Consider the following 16,838-nt stretch of genomic DNA (forward strand, 5'->3'; position numbering starts at 1 on the left):
GTTATCGCTGCTCACATTGTCGTGTATGATGTTCATGTTATCACTGAAAACATGGAGATCGCATGCAAGAGATGCACATCGCCGTCCGCACCGTGGCCCTGCCGTCCGGCGCCGGCATCGCCCCCCTTTACCCGGGCAGCCACCTGGCCGACGCGTATGCCGTCGATTTGCCGAACGCGCGCGCGCGGGAGCTGGACATGGAAAGCCTGGCGCGCATGCTGCTGGGCAGCCAGCCGGGCTGGGCGCAAAAGCTGATGGTGCTGCGCGATGCCATCGTGGCGCTGTTCGGCATCAAGACGGCGAAGCAGATGGAAGCGAAGCCAGGCAAACGCATCGGCATCTTCCGCATCTTTGCCGTCAGCGACGACGAGATCATCGTGGGCGAGGATGACAGCCACCTCGATTTCCGTTTGTCGGTGCTGCGCAACAGGGAGGCGGGGCGGCATGGCAGCGTGACCCTGGCCAGCGTCGTGCACTGCCATAACCGGGTGGGGCGCGCGTACATCCTGCTGATCCGCCCGTTTCACAAGCTGATCGTGCGGCGTTCGCTGGCGCGCGCGGCCAGGATGGGCTTCGTCTGAGCGGAGACTGGCGGCGGACGGCAGGGGCAATCTTGCTTATTCATGCCCGGTATTGCATACTGCGCCACCAGCCTCATCACGATTCCCATGAACGATACGCTTCTCCTGCTGGGTTTTGCCACCACGCCGCTTGAACTGATTTCCTTTGTCCTGGCATTGACAACCGTTGCGCTGAACATCCGCCAGAACCACTGGGCGTGGCTGTTCGCCATCATTTCCTCGGCCGCCTACGGTTTCGTGTTTTTCGAGTCGCGCCTGTATGGCGACATGGCCTTGCAGCTGCTGTTCATCACCGTCTCGTTCTGGGGCTGGTACCAGTGGCTGCACCCGGTCAGCGGCGGCAAGACCCTGCCCGTGACGCGCCTGAATGGCCGTGGCTGGCTAGCCTGCGCCGTCGGCTGGCTGGTCGGCTTCCTGCTCATTTCCTGGCTGCTGACGACGACGGACACGGACGTGCCCCACGCGGACGGCTTTCTGACGGCGGGCAGCCTGGTCGGTCAATTCCTGCTGTCGCGCAAGAAACTGGAAAACTGGGTCGCCTGGATCATCGTCGACGTGCTGTATGTGTGGCTGTACCTGCACAAGGGCCTGACCCTGACGGCCGTGCTGTATGCGTTCTTTGTCGTGATGGCGATCATCGGCCTGCTGGCGTGGCGCAAGGCGGCGCCGGCCGCGCCAGACGCCATGGTCCTCAAGTGACCGGGCGTTGCGTGCGCGTGGCCATCCTGGGCGCGGAATCGTCGGGCAAGTCGACCCTGGCGGCCGCCCTGGCCGAGCGTTATGGCAGCGTGTGGGTGCCGGAATACCTGCGCGAGTTTGTGGAAACGCAAGGCAGGGTGCCCGTGGCATCCGACCAGTATGGCATCGCCCGCATGCAGCTGGAGCGGGAAAACGCGGCCGCCGCGCAGGCGCGGCAATTTTTATTTTGCGACACGACGCCGCTGATGACGGCCGTCTACAGCCGCCATTACTTCCATGGCGTCGATGCGCCGCTGGCCGCCCTGGCCGACGACTACCACTATGGCCTGACCCTGGTCACGGCGCCCGACAGCCCGTGGGTGGCCGACGGCTTGCAGCGCGAGTCGGAAGCCGTGCGCCAGCTGATCTACCGCTTGCTGCTCGAGGAACTCGACGCACGCGGCATCGCCTACCATGTGCTGCATGACAGCCTGGATGCGCGCCTGGCACAGGCGGCACCCTTGCTGCAGCAGGCGCTCGTTGCAGCGCCTGCCATTCCCCTCAATTAAAAGTCGAACTGCGCCGACACCTTCAAGGTCCGGCTGGCGCCCGGGAACAGGTAGCCGCCCGCTTCCGGCGTCACGTCGCGCCAGTAGAACTTGTCCGTCAGGTTGTTGACGCTGGCGCGCAGCACGGCGGGCGTGCCGGCCAGGCGCGTGGCGTAGGCGGCGCCCACGTTGAACACGCTGTACGACGGCACGAAGGTGGTGTTGCTGTACTCGAAGGCTTTCCTGCCCGCATATTCCCAGCTGCCATTGACGTTCAGGCCCGCCACTTGCGGCACGGCGTAATCGGCGCGCACGGCCGCCTTCAGGGCCGGCACGTTGGGCACGCGCTTGCCGTCCAGGTCCGCATTGCCCGTGTCCGACTGCTGGCTGTTCAGGGCCGTCAGGGAAGCGCCCAGCTGCAGGTTGGCGGATGCCTTGCCCTGGGCCGACAGTTCCAGGCCACGGTGCTGGGCCTGGCCCTCGCGCACGAAGTTGTACGCGGTTTTGCTGCTGTCGAGGTATTGGTTGAATTCCAGGCCCTTGCGGATCTGGAACAGGCTGGCGGCCACCATGAAGTCCGGCGTCACGTCCATCTTCACGCCGAACTCGATCTGCTTCGAGCGGCTCGGCGTCAGTTCCACGTTGGCGTTTGCCGCATAGCGGTCGGCCGTGCCGCCGTGTTCCATGCCCTGCGAGTAGGATGCATACACGGCGATATTGTCTTGCGGGTTGTACACCAGCGCCACGTTCGGCAGCAGGAAGTCGTGCTTGGCGCGGATTTCCTTGTCGGCCTTCAATACATACTGGTAGCCATCGACATCGATGTGGCGCAAGCCGCCATGCAGTTTCCAGTTCGGCGCCAGGCTGACGATGTCCTGCACGAAGACGGATTTTTCCTTGTCGTTGCGCACCAGGCGCACGGGGCCCGTGACGCCGTCGGACGGGGCGACGATGACGGGACGGTAGATATTGCTGATGCCCACTTCGTCGTACACGTATTTGCCGGCACGGTCTTTGCGGTTGAAATACGACATGCCGGCCGTGAATTCATGGCGCAGGCTGCCCGTGGCGAACTTGCCCTGGATCATGGCTTGCGCGCTCAGCGGCTTTTTCGTCTCGCCCAGGCTGCGGAAATCCCAGACGGAGAAGTCGCCGTTGCTGCAGAACACGGGGTCCCAGCCTTCCGGGCTGCAGCCGTACGGGTAGGCCGTATAGTCGTCGCGCTTGAACGAGTGCTGGTTGGCGGAGACGGTGGCATGCCAGTCGTCGTTGAACGCATACTGGAAGCGCAGGCCGACGTTGCTGGTGATGGTTTCCACCGGGTGCGTCCACGGCTGCTTGTTGAGCATGGTGTCGGCGCTGACGTTCGACGGCAGGCGGCCGTTGCTCAGCAGCTGGAAGCCGGGTGCCGTCACTTGCGCCTTGTCCTGGTAGTCGGCGTCCAGTTGCAGCAGCGCCTGCGGCGAGATTTGCCAGTCGAAGGCGCCGGAAATGAATTTGCGGTTGCCGTCGGCGCCCTTGATGTAGGAGCGCAGGCGCTCGGCCGCCACGTTGACGCGGTAGCCGAAGCGCGTGTCTTCCAGGCGTCCGCCCACGTCGACGGCGCCGTACAGCGTGCCCCGTTCGCGCGCTTCCAGCGTGACCGTGCGCAGCGGCGCGTTGGTCGGGCGCTTGACGATGAAGTCGATCACGCCGCCCGGCGCGGCCATGCCTGCCTGCAAGCCTGCCAGACCCTTCAGCACTTCGATGCGTTCCTTGTTTTCCAGCGGAATTTGCGTGTCGCCGGGAATGGCGACGCCATCCTTGCGGTAGCTGGAATTGGTGTCGAGCTTGAAGCCGCGTATCGTAAACTGTTCCGCATAGCCGACGGCATTGTAGGAATCGTTGATGCTGGCGTCGAGCTTGACGGCATCGCTGAGATTGCGGATCTGCAGGTCCTGCAATTCTTTTTGCCCGATGACGGTGACGCTGGCCGGCGTCTGCAGCAGCGGCGCGTCGGAAAAGCCGCCCACGGAGGCGCGCTTGGCGGCCGGCGCCTTGCTGGCCGTGACGATGACTTCGGTCATGCTTTGCGCATCGGCTTCGGCGGCGTCATTGACGGCCAGGGCGGGCGCGGCAAACGCGTGCAGGATGGCCAGGGCCAGTACAGGACGTGAAAAATGCGCAGATAAATTCGGTGTGGACATAGATTGCTCGTGGTTCAAGCCGTCTCTGGGAAAGAGCACGGCAGGCTGCTTGTTCGGCTGGCGCCAACGCAGGAGCTATCAAAGGAGGGAGGTACTTTGCGCTTTCCTTCGCTGGCATTATCCAGATCAGGTACGAAGGGTATCTCTCACCCGGATAACGACTCCAGGACCCCTAGCGAAACGACAGCTTAGCATGAACCACGGCCCGCTGTCCTGCTGGCTGACCGTTTTACAACAGTGTGCACAGATTCTAAAACCAGGCTACAGGCTCAGCTCCAGCACCTTGCGGCTGACGGCGGGCGTCACTTCGCGCTGCTCGCCCAGCGCCGTCATGCCGTGCGCTTCCAGCGCCGCCACGACGGCGTCCACGCTCGCATGGTTCAGGCCATAGTCGGCCAGGCGCGTCTTGACGCCCATGTGGCGGAAGAAGAATTCCGTGCGCGCGATGGCCGCCTCGATGCGGCCATCCTCGTCGCCGCCGTCGAGGCCCCACACGCGGGCCGCGTACTGCAGCAGCTTGGCGCGCTTGGCCTGCTTGCGCACGCGCAACATGCTGGGCAGGATGATGGCCAGCGTCTGCGCGTGATCGAGCTCGTACAGGGCCGTCAATTCATGGCCGATGGCGTGCGTGGACCAGTCCTGCGGCACGCCCACGCCGATCAGGCCGTTCAAGGCCAGGGTGGCGCTCCACATCACGTTGGCGCGCACATCGTAGTCGTCCGGGTGGGACAGGGCCTTCGGGCCTTCCTCGATCAAGGTCAGCAGGATGCCTTCGGCGAAGCGGTCTTGCACGGACGCGTTGACGGGGTAGGTCAGGTATTGCTCCATCACATGCGCGAAGGCATCGACGACGCCATTGCCCACCTGGCGCAGCGGCAGGGTGAACGTTTTCGCGGGATCCAGCACCGAGAATTTAGGATAGACCTTGCGGCTCATGAACGAGCGCTTTTCCTGCGTGGCCTTGCGCGTGATCACGGCCGAGCCATTCATTTCGGAACCCGTGGCCGGCAGGGTCAGCACGGTGCCGAAGGGCAGGGCGGCGTCGACGATCCTGCCGCCTTTCGCCAGGATGTCCCAGGCCTCGCCTTCATGCAGGGCGGCCGCGGCGATGAACTTGGTGCCGTCGACCACGGAACCGCCGCCGACGGCCAGCAGGAAATCGATGCGCTCGCTTTTCACGAGGGCCACGGCCTGCATCAGGGTTTCATAGCTGGGATTCGGTTCGATGCCGGCAAATTCCAGCACCGTGTGGCCGGCCAGCGCCGCGCGCACCTCATCGTAGACGCCGTTCTGCTTGATGCTGCCGCCGCCATACGTCATCAGCACCCTCGCCTGCGGCGGGATCAGCGCCGTGATGGCGGCGATCTGGCCCTGGCCGAAGAGGATTTGCGTCGGATTGTAGAAATCGAAATTGAACATGGGGCTCCCGCTGCGATGTGTAGGCTAATGCCGAGCCATGATTATGGCCGAACGGGGCGAAACGTGTCGTGGGCGCTTGAGCTTTTCGCCCGCGCGGCGGAGAATGCAGCGCAGGCCATATCACCCACTACGCGCAAAGGAAGCCGCATGACCACCGTCCCACTGGAAGAATCCGATTTGCCCGCCACCGCGCTCGACATGCACCGCGCCATCGGCGCCGCCATCGCCGCGCTGCAGGCGCTGGACCTGAACAGCCAGCGCTTCGAGGCGTGCACCGACCCGGAACTGCGCCGCGTGCTCGCGCATGCGGGCGATACCAGCCGCAAGGAAGTCGCCATGCTGCTCGAATGGATGCGCCGCCGCGACGCGCGCCTGGACAAGGAAATGAAGGAAGCGCTGTTCAAGGCGGGCCCCATCGTGGCCCAGTATCATTATGATGAAAAAATATCGTAACTATTGGTTTGTTGCCGTGGCGTACCATGCGCCACACCGGCCTTGCTTCGCGTAGACTGTGGCCCTAATTGAATTTAACGTCGGCGAGCGGCGTTGCGAGCGGATGCGCGTTGTGGCCGAGGAGCGGAACTGTACTGACGTACAGCGAGCACCGGAGGCCGCAAATCGCGCCGCGCAGTCGCCGTTGTCCGGCGTCTTCCTGAGGGTTTTATATGAAGTCATTACCATACCGAGAAGGCAGCTGGTTTGCCGTGCCCTTGCCGGGCGGCGGCTATGCCGTCGGCGTGGTGGCGCGCACGGCGCCTGCCGGACGCATCATGCTGGCGTATATGTTCGGGCCGAAGCGCGACAGCCTGCCCGCGCTGGACGAACTGGAAGCCTTGCAGCCGGAGCAGGCCGTGCGCCGCCTGCGCACGGGCGACATGGCCCTGCTCAACGAACGCTGGCCCCTGCTGGGCGACAGCCGCCACTGGAACCGCGCCGCCTGGCCCATGCCGGCGTTTATCCGCCGTAACGAATCGCTGCAGCGCGCGTGGCGCGCCAGCTATGCGGACGCCGATCCGGCCAAGCTGGACCGCGAGGAATCGATACCCTTCGATACGCCGGGCATGGAAAGCGATTCCCTGTACGGTTACGGGGCCACGGAATTGTTGATGAATAAATTGCTGGCGCAGGAGCAGGCGTCCGCTTGACCGTTGTCGGGCGGCGGAGACGCCGGAGCCGGCGGCGTAGGTCGGATTGGCGCCTGGCGCGCAATCCGACAGGAATAGCCAACAATGTTGTCGGATTACGCGAGGCAAGACCTCGCCGATCCGACCTATGCCGCTTATACCGCCGGCAAGCTGATCTGAAACGCCAGGCCGCCGCCTTCGCGGTTGCGTACCTGCAGTTCGGCGCCGTGGCGCAGCAGCACGCGGTCGACGATGGCCAGGCCCAGCCCGGCACCGTTTGCCTGGCCGCGCGCCGTGTCGAGGCGGGTGAAGGGTTTCAGCAGCTGCTCGATCTTTTCCGCCGGCACGCCGGTACCATGGTCCTGCACTTCGATGATGACTTTTTTCGCGCCATGGCTGGTGCGCACCTGGCAGGCGATGTCGATTTCCGTCACGTCGCTGCCCGGCGTCTTGCCATAGCGGCGCGCATTCTCGATCAGGTTGTTCAGCACGCGGCGCAGGTCCGTGGCATTGCCCATCGCCTGCGCGCCATCGGCGATCGTCGCATTGATCTTCACGTCGGGCAGGCGCATCGCTTCGCGCGCCATGTCGCTGAGCAAACCGCTCAAGTCCACATTCGTAAAACTCGACGCTTCCGTCGGCCTGGCGTAGTCGAGGAACTGGCCGATGATGGCGTCCATCTGCCCGATATCGGACTGGATGCCTTCGCGCGCCTCGTCCGACAAGTTCGCCATTTCCACTTCCAGCTGCATGCGCGCCAGCGGCGTGCGCAAATCGTGCGAGATGCCGGCCAGGATCACGGCGCGGTCCGATTCCACCTGCTGCAGGTCGTCGACCATCTGGTTGAAGCTGCGGTTCGCCTCGATGATCTCGATCGGGCCTTTTTCCGGCAGCGGCGCCGGCTGCTTGCCCTTGGCGATATCGCGCGCGGCCGCCGTCAAACGCGACAGCGGCAGATTGATCAGGCTGGAAATGATGGCCGCGCCCAGCACGGACAGCAAGGATACGAGACTGGCCCAGCCCAGCCACTGGAAGCCCGTCAGGCCGCGCAGGCGCTCGCGCTCGAGCATCAGCCAGTATTCGTCGTCGTCGATCTTGAAGCTGACCCAGAAGCCGGCCACGCCGTTGACGCGCGCGGAAAAGCGCGTGTCCTCGCCCAGCTTGGCCTTCACCAGCGCCTCGATGTCGGGCATCAGGTAATTGTCGGGCGGCGGCTCGATGCGGTCATCCTCTTCCAGCGGGAAGATGCGGATGCCTTCGTTGCTGACGAGGTCGAACAGCAGTTCGCGCCGCAGCTCGGGCGCCGAGTGCGTCAGGGCCGCATGCGTGATGGTGACGACGGAAATGACCTGGGCGGAAATCTGCTGCGCCTGCGGCTCGCGCTGGATGACGGAAATCATGCCGATCCAGGCGATCATGCTGACGGTGGTCAACGTACCCAGCAGCAAAAAGGTGCGCCAGAACAGGCCGCTTTTCAGCCGTGCCAGGCTGATATCGGGAACAAGCTTCATCATGCCTCGCCAGCGATCAGCGCGGCTGTCCGTCCGGGATGAAGACGTAGCCGAGGCCCCACACGGTCTGGATGAACAGCGGGCTCGACGGATCAGGCTCGATCAGCTTGCGCAGGCGCGAGATTTGCACGTCCAGGCTGCGGTCGAAGACTTCGTATTCGCGTCCGCGCGCCAGTTCCATCAGCTTTTCGCGCGACAGCGGCTGGCGCGCATGGCGGGCAAATACTTTCAACACGGAAAACTCACCGGTTGTCAGCGGCACCGTTTCGCCATTCTTTTTCAAGGTGCGCGTGCCCAGGTCCAGCACGAAATCGCCGAATTCGAAGGTTTGCGGCGTTTCCGACGGCGCGCCCGGGATTTCATCGGGACCCTTGCGGCGCAGCACGGCGCCGATGCGGGCCACCAGTTCGCGCGGATTGAACGGTTTCGGCAGGTAGTCGTCGGCACCCATTTCCAGGCCGACGATGCGGTCCACGTCTTCGCCCTTGGCCGTCAGCATGATGATCGGCGTCTGGTCGCCCGCGCCGCGCAGGCGGCGGCAGATCGACAGGCCGTCTTCGCCGGGCAGCATCAGGTCGAGCACGAGCAGGTCGTAGCGCTCGCGCAGCCACAGCTTGTTCATCGCAGTGGCGCTCTCGGCCGTGAAGACATTGAAACCTTGCTCGGTCAGGTAGCGGCGCAGCAGGTCGCGCAGGCGCACATCGTCGTCCACCACCATGATTTTCGCCTGGTGGCCATGGATCGATTGCGTATTTGCATTGCTGCCGGTTGTGGAGGTTGTGGTCATTTAGGGTGTCGTGTTATCTTATATTAGTTGCTATAGTAACGCCTCGCGCGGCGTCGGCAAGGGGCTGTGGCGACCCATTACAAACTGTTACAAACTTTACCCAATTACTCTTACTGCACCGTGTAAAGCATCATACACTGGGGCCACAGTGGAAATCAGCTTTAAGTTTATACGGCATCGCGGAAGAGGAACTCAATGAATATCGTTACCCCAAAAATTCACGCCGCTCCCAGCGCATCAGCCTTCGCACGTGCCGTGCTGTCCACGTTCGCCGTTTGTTCCGTGTTGGCGGCCAGCCTGGCGCACGCGCAAAACCAGCCGCCGCGTCGCGATGACCAGCAGCAGCAACAGCAGCAAATGCAGGCCCAGCGTTACGAACAGGTGCAACGCAGTAATGATACGCGACTGCGCGAACAACGTGACGCACGCAGCTTCGACACGCGTGCCGAAGAGCAGCGCCGCGCCAACGACGGCGCCGAGGCATCGCGCCGCACGGGCCGCATGACGCCCGACGAGCGCCGCGACCTGCGCCGCCAGATCAATGAAGTGGGCCAGGACATCTATTCCAACCCGCCACGCCGATAACCATTTCCGGCAATCCATCCGACAGGGCCATCTCGCAAGACTTGGCCCTGTTTGCATTTGGTGGCTCGATTTTTTGCTGAGTCAGGCACGCCGCCACGCCCCGTGATATTGTTCAAGTGTACTGAGTAAGTGCAATTTGGCAAGTTTTCTGTTTTGGGGGAGGCAAGTGGTGAGCGACGACGACACGCCCGTTCCAGATGCGGCCCACGCGGCCAGCTTGCCGCATGGCCTCGTCCAGCGCCACGACGGCGTGTTCTTTGACCTTTCCCTGGCGCCCGCCCAGTTGCGCGCCGCCGTTGGCCAGCTGTTCCTGTCCGGCCAGCTGCTGGCCGGCCTCGACTACCCCTTGTTCCTGCTGACACTATTCCATGCGCCGGTGCCGCGCGCCGCGCCCAAGGGTGACGCCTTGCTGCGCGTCGCCGCCCGCGTGGCGCCATTCCCGGCCGCGCGGCGGGCCCTGTATAAACAGGTCAAGATCCGCGGCGACGTGGCCGAGTTTTACTTTGAGGCGCTGGCGGCCGATGCGGATGGCCAGGTGCCGGCGCGCCGCGAATTTGACGAGCTGGTGGCCGACCTGTGGGGCAAGGGCGTGCTCTACGGCCTCGACAGCGTTGCCGTGCGCGCCATCCTCGATACTGGCAAGGCCGAGCGCATCACGGTGGCGCGCGCGCTGCCGCCGCAGCCGGGGCGCGACGCCCAGCTGGTCGAGGTGTCGCAGGGCATCCACCGCGACGATGCGCCGCGCGAGCGTCCCGACGGCCGGCTCGATTTGCTCAGCTTCAAGAACCGCTTCCCGCAAGTGAAAAAACATGCACGCCTGCTGCGTTTGCTGCCGGGGGCACCCGGCCAGCCCGGCTACGACCTGGCCGGCAACGTGCTGCCGCCGCCCGCGCCGCTGGAGCTGGATCTGGCGGCGGCAGCGGGCGTGGGCACGGTGGCCGAGCATTTCAGCGATGGCGACTTCATCGTGGCCACGCTGGATGGCTACGTGAATGTCGATGAGCAGGGCAAGATTTCCGTCGAGAACAAGATCGTCAGCCGCGAAGGCGTCAGCAGCCGCACCACGGGCAACCTGAAGCTGCGCGCCGCCTACGAGGAATATGGCGAGGTGCAGGAACAGCGCCAGCTCGACGGCAGCGACATCACCATCCACGGCGACGTGTATGGCCATCTGCATTCGCATGGCGGCTTGATCTTGCTTCATCGCAACTTGGTGGGCGGCACGGCCTTCAACGAGCACGGCGACGTGCGCATCGAGGGCGTGGCGTCCGGCTCGGTGGTGCAGTCGCTGAGCGGCGAGGTGCACTTGCGGCGCGCGGAAAGCTGCGTCATCGCCGGCACGCGCGTGGTGATCGACCACGCCAGCAATTGCGAGATCATCGCCGACGACGTCGTCATCGAGCTGGCCGAAGGCTGCGCCGTGGCGGCCCGCACCATCAAGGTCGGCAGCGCCGGGCCGCGCAAGCAGGTGGAAATGCTGCTGTTTCCGCTGGTGCCCGATTTGAGCAGCCTGGAGCAGAAGATCGCCGACAGCCTGGCCAGGGGCGCGCAATACCTGCAGATGCGCGACAAGCGCCAGCAGGAAATCGATGCCATCGCGCAGCTGCCCGAGGTGCGCAACTACCTGACCCTGGCGGGCCAGCTGCGGCGCGGCGAACTGCAGCTGCAGCCGGCACAGCAGTTGCAGTACGACAAGCTGGCCGCGCGCATCGCGCCCGTGCTGAAGGAAGTGGCGCGCCTGCGCGTGGAAGTGAAACAGTCGGAAATCCTGCAGGCGCAGATGCTGGCGCTGGTGGAGCAATTGCGCCAGGAGCGCCAGGCCATGGCCGGCCAGTCGCGCTGCACGCTGGGCCTGGTCGATGGCGAGACGACGGTGCGCTCCCTGGTCGTGCCGCGCGGGCCGGCCAAGGTCTACGACCGGCCGCCGAAGGAAATCAAGGCCTTGCTGCGCAGCGCCACGCCGGCCACCCAGCTGGTGTTTGCCGACAGCACGGGGACCCTGGACTGGACGTATGCGCCGCCGCCGGGCGGCTAGTCGGTGACCTTGCCGCGCGACTGTTTCAAGATGCTGTGCGTGCTCTTGCTGTCGAGGCGGCGCCGCTGCGAGCTGCGCGTGGGCTTGGTGGCGCGCCGCACGGCGGGCAGGAAAGTCACGCTGTCGATGATTTCCTGCAAGCGGCGCAGGGCTTCTTCCTTGTTCTGTTCCTGGCTGCGCGACTGCTGCGCCTTGAGCACCAGCACGCCATCCTTGCTGATGCGGCTGTCGCGCAGGGCCAGCAGGCGTTCCTTGTACGCGTCCGGCAGCGACGAGGCGGCGATGGGGAAGCGCAGGTGGATGGCGCTGGAGACCTTGTTGACATTCTGCCCGCCCGGGCCCTGGGCGCGGATGGCGGAAAATTCGACTTCAGCGGGATTGACGAGGTGTTGCATGGCCTGCCTGTGGGGAAACGGTGCGGCTATTGTAAGGGAAGATGGCTGCGCCGGCGCAAGGGCGGGCTTGCCGGCCGATGATGTCTTCCGGGAAAGTTGATGTTTCTCAACGCCGCCTGCGGCGATGCTGGTTAGCATGGGCCAACGTTGCGCCACTGCGCATCCTGGCAGCGCTTACCGGATGAAAGGATCATCATGCAGCCCACGACGACCGCTGGCGCCGCAGGAGCGGCGGAACGTAGCACCGTGCAATACCTGAGTTTCCGGCTGGGCGGCCTCGAATATGGCCTCGATTACCGTTGCGTGCGGGAATTGCGTCCGCTCAAGGAGCTCGACCGTTTTTCCTCGGAAGGGGAAGTCTTGCAAAGCGTGGCCGTGTCGCGCGGCGTGATCATTCCCATCGTCGACATGCGCGCCGCGTTCGGCAGCATGCAGGGCACGCCCGACCCCGCCACCGACGTGATCATCCTGCAGCTGAGCAATGGCGTGATGGGCATGGTGGTCGATGGCGTCACCGATATCGTCAGCCTGGCGCCCGGCGACATTGCTCCCGTGCCCGGCCTGGGCGACACCGAGGCCGATTATCTGCTGGGCGTGGGCAAGGTGGCGGGGCGCCGCCTGATCCTCGTCGACATCGACCGCCTGATGGCCATCCGCAGCGCCAGCCCCATGCAGGTGGCATAAAAAAAGACGACCCGTCGGGTCGTCTTTTGTCGTCGCTTGATCAGCCGAGCTTTTCGAGTTCATCCTGCAAGTCCAGCCATTCCGCTTCCAGCTGCGCCAGGTCCTTGGTGAAGAAGGTCTGATCCGCCAGCAGCTGTTTCAGCTTGGCCTTGTTGGCCGCGTCATAGATGGTCGGCTCGCCCAGCTTGGCTTCCGTTTCCGCCTTTTGCGCATTGCGCTTGGCGATCTGCTCTTCCTGGCGCTTGATCTTGTTTTCGATCGGCTTGCGCAGGGCGGCCGCCTTCTGGCGGTCTTCCGCTTCCTGGCGCTTGTCGCGCACGGGGGCGGCAGGGGCGGCGGCCGGCGCGGGGACGGACGACGTTACCGGAAAATCGGTCTTGTTGGCCTTGCCGGCGGCCGGCAGCACGTCCGTGCCCTTGCCCAGCTTGGTCTTGAACAGCCAGTCCTTGTAGTCGTCCAGGTCGCCGTCGAACGGCTGCAGCTTGCCGTCGGCAACGATGATGAATTCGTCCGTGGTGGCGCGCAGCAGGTGGCGATCATGGGAGACGACGACGAGCGTGCCTTCGAACTGCGCCAGCGCTTCCGTCAGCGCTTCGCGCGTTTCCAGATCCAGATGGTTGGTCGGTTCATCGAGCAGCAGCAAGTTCGGACGCTGCCAGACGATCAGGGCCAGCGCCAGGCGGGCTTTTTCGCCGCCCGAGAACGGCGCGATCGAGGCCGTGACCATGTTGCCGGGGAAGTTGAAGCCGCCGAGGAAGTTGCGCAGCTCCTGTTCGCGCACGGTCGGCGCGATCTTGGCCAGATGCCACAGCGGCGATTCGTCATGGCGCAGCATTTCCACCTGGTGCTGGGCGAAGTAGCCGATGTTGAGGCCCTTGCCCATGGTGGCGTCGCCGTTCAAAGGCATCAGCTCGCCGGCGATGGTCTTGATCAGGGTCGACTTGCCAGCGCCGTTCTGGCCCAAGAGGCCGATGCGCTGGCCGATCTGCAGCGAAAACTTGATGCCGTTGACGATGGTCTTGTGCGTGATTTCGCCCGTCGCTTCGTTTTCGATCTTGTAGCCCGCATCGACGTCTTCCATCACCAGCAGCGGGTTCGGCGCGCTCAGCGGCTCGCGGAATTCGAACGAGAATTCGGCGGCGGCGCGCAATGGCGCCAGCTCTTCCATCTTCGCCAGCGCCTTCATGCGGCTTTGCGCCTGGCGGGCCTTCGAGGCTTGCGCCTTGAAGCGGTTGACGAACGATTCCAGGTGGGCGCGCTTGCGCTGCTGCTTTTCCAGAGCGCCGGCGGCCAGGATCATCTGCGCCGCGCGCTGGCGCTCGAAGCTCGAGTAGTTGCCCGAGTAGCGTTTCAGCTTGCGCTCGTCGATATGCACGACCACGTTGACCACTTCGTCGAGGAAGTCGCGGTCATGGGAAATGATCAGCAGGGTGCCGGCGTAGCGTTTCAGCCAGTCTTCCAGCCAGATGATGGCGTCCAGGTCCAGATGGTTGGTCGGTTCATCGAGCAGCAGCAGGTCGGACGGGCACATCAGCGCCTGCGCCAGGTTCAAGCGCATGCGCCAGCCGCCGGAGAAGCTGGCCACCGGTTGCTGCATCTGGTCCAGGGTAAAGCCCAGGCCCAGCAGCAACTGCTCGCCGCGCGACTGCACCGTGTAGGCGTCGGCATCGGCCATCGCGCTGTAGATTTCGCCGATGGCGATGCCGTTTTCCGACGTTGCCGGTTCCGATTCCAGGCGCGCCAGTTCCGCTTCCAGCTTGCGCAGGGTGACGTCGCCGTCGATCGCGTAGTCGAGCGCGGCGCGGTCCAGCGGCGGCGTTTCCTGCGCCACGTAAGCCACGCGCCACTTGGCCGGGAAATCGATCTCGCCCTGGTCAGGGTGCAGCTCGCCGCGCATCATCGCGAACAGGCTCGATTTGCCCGCGCCATTGGCGCCGATCAGGCCGATCTTGTCGCCCGGGTTGAGGGTGACGTCGACTTGTTCGAGCAACGGTTTGATGCCGCGCATCAGGCTTACTTGTAAGAAACGTATCATTTTTTTCTTTGTAAAGGCTGGGCTTTGACCCCCGCCGTAAAAACATCGTGTAGGTCGGATTAGTCCGCAGGACGTAATCCGACGGGTGCCGCACAGGCATGTCGGATTACGCTACGCTAATCCGACCTACCAATTCCATTAAACCAGCTTCAACTGCTCGGCCGTCAGCAGGAAGACCATGTCGTCGCCGGCGCTCGTCGTCAGCCAGGTCAGGCCCAGCTCGCCGAAGGCCGCTTCCGCGTATGCGCGTTCGTTGCCGATTTCAATCATCAGGATGCCGTCGTCCGTCAGGCGCTCGGCCGCGCCGGCGATGATCTTGCGCACCAGGTCCATGCCGTCGCTGCCGCCGTCGAGGGCGATCTGCGGTTCGGCCAGGTATTCCTGCGGCAGGGCGCCCATCGAGGCGGAATTCACGTACGGCGGGTTGCTGATGATCAAGTCGTATTTCTTGGCCGGCACGTTCGCGTACAGGTCCGATTCGATCAAGGTGACGCGGTCCTGCAGCTTGTAGGTGTCGACGTTGCGCTTGGCCACGGCCAGCGCGTCGGCGGAAATGTCCACGGCGTCGACCTGGGCGTTCGGGAAGGCGTCGGCCATCATGATCGACAGGCAGCCCGAGCCGGTGCACAGCTCCAGGATGTTTTCCACGGCTTCCGGTTCCGCCACCCACGGCGAGAAGTATTCAGGGATCAGCTCGGCGATGAAGGAACGCGGCACGATCACGCGCTCGTCGACGTAGAAGTTGTAGGTGCCCAGCCAGCCTTCCTTGGTGATGTAGGCGGCCGGCACGCGGTCGATGCTGCGGCGGTCGATGACGCTCATCACGCTGGCCACTTCCGACGGCAGCAGCTTGGCGTCGAGGAAGGGTTCGAGCTTGTCGAGCGGCAACTTCAAGGTGTGCAGGATCAGATAGGCCGCTTCGTCGAACGCTTCGGCGCTGCCGTGGCCGAAAAACAGCTTGGCGGTGTTGAAACGGGTGACGGCGTAGCGCAGCAGGTCGCGTGGCGTGGAAAACGGGTTCGGGGTCATGGCATTCTCGAAAAGACGGTGTTCTGGCCCGCCGTGACGGGCCTCGGTATTCATTCAGACGGGCAGCAAATGCTCCAGCGTACGCCGGTAAATATTTTTCAGGGGATCGATGTGGCGCAGTTCGATGTGCTCGTCGATCTTGTGAATACTGGCATTGGGCGGCCCGAATTCTATCACTTGGGGGCAGATCTGCGCGATAAACCGGCCATCCGAGGTGCCGCCCGTGGTCGACAGCTCCGTCGTGATGCCCGTTTCCGCGTGGATCGCGGACGACAGCGCGTCGGAGAGGGTGCCGCGCGGCGTGAGGAAGGGCTGGCCGCTCAGGGTCCATTGCAAATCGTATTGCAAGTCATGCCTGTCGAGGATGGCGTGGACGCGCTCCTGCAGGCTTGCCGCCGTGCTGGCCGTGGAAAAGCGGAAGTTGAAATCGATCACCATGTCGCCCGGAATCACGTTGTTGGCGCCCGTGCCCGCGTTGATGTTGGACATTTGCCACGACGTCGGCAGGTAATATTCGTTGCCTGCGTCCCATTTTTCCTCGACCAGGTCGGCCAGCGCCTGCGCCGCTTCGTGGATGGGGTTCTGCGCCAGGTGCGGGTAGGCGATATGGCCTTGCACGCCCTTGATCGTCAGCCGGCCCGACAGCGAACCGCGGCGGCCATTCTTGATCATGTCGCCCAGCTGCGCGCTCGACGTCGGTTCGCCCACCAGGCAATAGTCGATCCGTTCGCCACGTTCCTTGAGCTTGTCGCAGACGATGACGGTGCCGTCCGTGGCCGGGCCTTCCTCGTCGCTCGTGATCAGAAAGGCGATCGAGCCCGTGTGCTCGGGCGTGGCGGCGATGAATTCCTCGCAGGCAACTACCATCGCGGCGATCGAAGTCTTCATGTCGGCCGCGCCACGGCCGTACAGCTTGCCGTCGCGGTGGGTGGGAATGAATGGCAGCGAGCGCCATTGCTCGACTGGGCCGGTCGGCACCACGTCCGTATGGCCGGCAAAGACGAACACGGGCGACGTCGTGCCGCGGCGCGCCCACAGGTTGGTGACGTCGTTCGACTGTATCGTCTCGCAGGCAAAGCCCAGCGGCGTGAGGATATCGATCAGGTGCTGCTGGCAGCCCTTGTCATCGGGCGTGACCGAGGACAGGGCGATCAGTTTTTCGGTCAGGGCGAGGGTTTTGGAGGTGGTCATGGTGTAGAGCGGGGTCGTACCCTTGGGGGCGCCCCAGCCGTGCAGGTGGC

Annotated in this window: 16 protein-coding genes and 1 riboswitch; of the genes, 8 read left to right on the forward strand and 8 right to left on the reverse strand. The window is 64.2% G+C overall.

The genetic code is table 11. From position 1 onward, the window contains the following. Positions 1-62 precede the first annotated feature (62 nt). The 3 genes from O0880_RS07290 to O0880_RS07300 all read left to right on the forward strand — a co-directional run bounded on the left by O0880_RS07290 (position 63) and on the right by O0880_RS07300 (position 1,828). A complete protein-coding gene (locus O0880_RS07290; RefSeq protein WP_289885814.1) occupies positions 63-581 on the forward strand; it encodes a DUF2867 domain-containing protein in 519 nt (172 codons plus the stop codon). Positions 582-668: 87 nt separating this feature from the next. Then, positions 669-1,280, forward strand: coding sequence for a nicotinamide riboside transporter PnuC (pnuC, locus tag O0880_RS07295; protein ID WP_289885815.1), 612 nt, complete (start codon positions 669-671; stop codon positions 1,278-1,280). Beyond that, positions 1,277-1,828 (forward strand): ATP-binding protein, encoded by a 552-nt coding sequence (locus tag O0880_RS07300; protein WP_289885817.1) that lies wholly within the window; start codon positions 1,277-1,279, stop codon positions 1,826-1,828. The genes pnuC and O0880_RS07300 overlap by 4 nt, the downstream gene beginning before the upstream one ends. On the opposite strand, the gene O0880_RS07305 is transcribed toward O0880_RS07300, so the two are convergent. Together O0880_RS07305 and O0880_RS07310 are read right to left on the reverse strand one after the other, a co-directional pair. After that, positions 1,825-3,993: a TonB-dependent siderophore receptor gene (locus tag O0880_RS07305; protein ID WP_289885820.1), complete on the reverse strand. Its 2,169-nt coding sequence runs from the start codon at positions 3,991-3,993 to the stop codon at positions 1,825-1,827. The genes O0880_RS07300 and O0880_RS07305 overlap by 4 nt on opposite strands. A gap of 86 nt (positions 3,994-4,079) precedes the next feature. After that, positions 4,080-4,177, reverse strand: a riboswitch (TPP riboswitch). Positions 4,178-4,254: 77 nt separating this feature from the next. After that, positions 4,255-5,412, reverse strand: coding sequence for an iron-containing alcohol dehydrogenase (locus tag O0880_RS07310; RefSeq protein ID WP_289885821.1), 1,158 nt, complete (start codon positions 5,410-5,412; stop codon positions 4,255-4,257). 147 nt (positions 5,413-5,559) lie between these two features. On the opposite strand from O0880_RS07310, the gene O0880_RS07315 reads away from it, so the two are divergent. Beyond that, positions 5,560-5,865: a hypothetical protein gene (locus O0880_RS07315; RefSeq protein WP_289885823.1), complete on the forward strand. Its 306-nt coding sequence runs from the start codon at positions 5,560-5,562 to the stop codon at positions 5,863-5,865. A 212-nt stretch (positions 5,866-6,077) separates the two neighbouring features. Next, complete coding sequence (locus O0880_RS07320; RefSeq protein ID WP_071322840.1) at positions 6,078-6,557, forward strand: Imm26 family immunity protein; 480 nt, start codon at positions 6,078-6,080, stop codon at positions 6,555-6,557. Positions 6,558-6,691: 134 nt separating this feature from the next. On the opposite strand, the gene O0880_RS07325 is transcribed toward O0880_RS07320, so the two are convergent. Together O0880_RS07325 and ompR are read right to left on the reverse strand one after the other, a co-directional pair. Beyond that, entirely contained in the window at positions 6,692-8,050 is a 1,359-nt protein-coding gene (locus tag O0880_RS07325; protein WP_071322841.1) for a sensor histidine kinase, read from the reverse strand. Between the two features lie 13 nt (positions 8,051-8,063). Beyond that, positions 8,064-8,765 carry a two-component system response regulator OmpR gene (ompR, locus tag O0880_RS07330; protein ID WP_223278807.1) on the reverse strand — a complete coding sequence of 234 codons (702 nt, stop codon included), beginning with the start codon at positions 8,763-8,765 and terminating at the stop codon, positions 8,064-8,066. Between the two features lie 264 nt (positions 8,766-9,029). Here ompR and O0880_RS07335 point away from each other — a divergent pair, with 264 nt between their 5' ends. Together O0880_RS07335 and O0880_RS07340 are read left to right on the forward strand one after the other, a co-directional pair. Continuing rightward, entirely contained in the window at positions 9,030-9,419 is a 390-nt protein-coding gene (locus O0880_RS07335; protein WP_156894723.1) for a hypothetical protein, read from the forward strand. 169 nt (positions 9,420-9,588) lie between these two features. Then, positions 9,589-11,454, forward strand: coding sequence for a flagellar assembly protein A (locus tag O0880_RS07340; RefSeq protein WP_289885827.1), 1,866 nt, complete (start codon positions 9,589-9,591; stop codon positions 11,452-11,454). Here the strand turns inward: O0880_RS07340 and arfB are convergent. Beyond that, positions 11,451-11,849, reverse strand: a complete 399-nt coding sequence (gene arfB / locus O0880_RS07345) for an alternative ribosome rescue aminoacyl-tRNA hydrolase ArfB (protein WP_071322843.1) — start codon at positions 11,847-11,849, stop codon at positions 11,451-11,453. The two genes, O0880_RS07340 and arfB, sit on opposite strands and share 4 nt — an antisense overlap. 195 nt (positions 11,850-12,044) lie before the next feature. On the opposite strand from arfB, the gene O0880_RS07350 reads away from it, so the two are divergent. Beyond that, positions 12,045-12,533, forward strand: coding sequence for a chemotaxis protein CheW (locus O0880_RS07350; RefSeq protein WP_071322844.1), 489 nt, complete (start codon positions 12,045-12,047; stop codon positions 12,531-12,533). 40 nt (positions 12,534-12,573) lie between these two features. Here O0880_RS07350 and O0880_RS07355 read toward each other — a convergent pair whose 3' ends face one another. The 3 genes from O0880_RS07355 to dapE form a co-directional block, all read right to left on the reverse strand. Further along, on the reverse strand, positions 12,574-14,568 hold the full coding sequence (locus O0880_RS07355; protein WP_071322845.1) for an ATP-binding cassette domain-containing protein: 1,995 nt from the start codon (positions 14,566-14,568) through the stop codon (positions 12,574-12,576). A gap of 138 nt (positions 14,569-14,706) precedes the next feature. Further along, entirely contained in the window at positions 14,707-15,597 is an 891-nt protein-coding gene (prmB, locus tag O0880_RS07360; protein WP_071326325.1) for a 50S ribosomal protein L3 N(5)-glutamine methyltransferase, read from the reverse strand. A 54-nt stretch (positions 15,598-15,651) separates the two neighbouring features. Beyond that, positions 15,652-16,788, reverse strand: coding sequence for a succinyl-diaminopimelate desuccinylase (dapE, locus tag O0880_RS07365; protein WP_289885828.1), 1,137 nt, complete (start codon positions 16,786-16,788; stop codon positions 15,652-15,654). Between the last annotated feature and the right edge of the window lie 50 nt (positions 16,789-16,838).

Origin of the sequence: Janthinobacterium sp. SUN118 (assembly GCF_030397695.1) — a bacterium.
Lineage (GTDB): Bacteria > Pseudomonadota > Gammaproteobacteria > Burkholderiales > Burkholderiaceae_D > Janthinobacterium.

Excerpts from the sequence above, each read along its gene's own strand:
- O0880_RS07290 (WP_289885814.1), top strand. The coding sequence starts at position 63 with ATGCAAGAGATGCACATCGCCGTCCGCACCGTGGCCCTGCCGTCCGGC.
- pnuC (WP_289885815.1), top strand. The coding sequence starts at position 669 with ATGAACGATACGCTTCTCCTGCTGGGTTTTGCCACCACGCCGCTTGAA.
- O0880_RS07305 (WP_289885820.1), bottom strand. The coding sequence starts at position 3,993 with ATGTCCACACCGAATTTATCTGCGCATTTTTCACGTCCTGTACTGGCC.
- O0880_RS07310 (WP_289885821.1), bottom strand. The coding sequence starts at position 5,412 with ATGTTCAATTTCGATTTCTACAATCCGACGCAAATCCTCTTCGGCCAG.
- O0880_RS07315 (WP_289885823.1), top strand. The coding sequence starts at position 5,560 with ATGACCACCGTCCCACTGGAAGAATCCGATTTGCCCGCCACCGCGCTC.
- O0880_RS07320 (WP_071322840.1), top strand. The coding sequence starts at position 6,078 with ATGAAGTCATTACCATACCGAGAAGGCAGCTGGTTTGCCGTGCCCTTG.
- O0880_RS07325 (WP_071322841.1), bottom strand. The coding sequence starts at position 8,050 with ATGATGAAGCTTGTTCCCGATATCAGCCTGGCACGGCTGAAAAGCGGC.
- ompR (WP_223278807.1), bottom strand. The coding sequence starts at position 8,765 with ATGGTGGTGGACGACGATGTGCGCCTGCGCGACCTGCTGCGCCGCTAC.
- O0880_RS07335 (WP_156894723.1), top strand. The coding sequence starts at position 9,030 with ATGAATATCGTTACCCCAAAAATTCACGCCGCTCCCAGCGCATCAGCC.
- arfB (WP_071322843.1), bottom strand. The coding sequence starts at position 11,849 with ATGCAACACCTCGTCAATCCCGCTGAAGTCGAATTTTCCGCCATCCGC.
- O0880_RS07350 (WP_071322844.1), top strand. The coding sequence starts at position 12,045 with ATGCAGCCCACGACGACCGCTGGCGCCGCAGGAGCGGCGGAACGTAGC.
- O0880_RS07355 (WP_071322845.1), bottom strand. The coding sequence starts at position 14,568 with ATGATACGTTTCTTACAAGTAAGCCTGATGCGCGGCATCAAACCGTTG.
- prmB (WP_071326325.1), bottom strand. The coding sequence starts at position 15,597 with ATGACCCCGAACCCGTTTTCCACGCCACGCGACCTGCTGCGCTACGCC.
- dapE (WP_289885828.1), bottom strand. The coding sequence starts at position 16,788 with ATGACCACCTCCAAAACCCTCGCCCTGACCGAAAAACTGATCGCCCTG.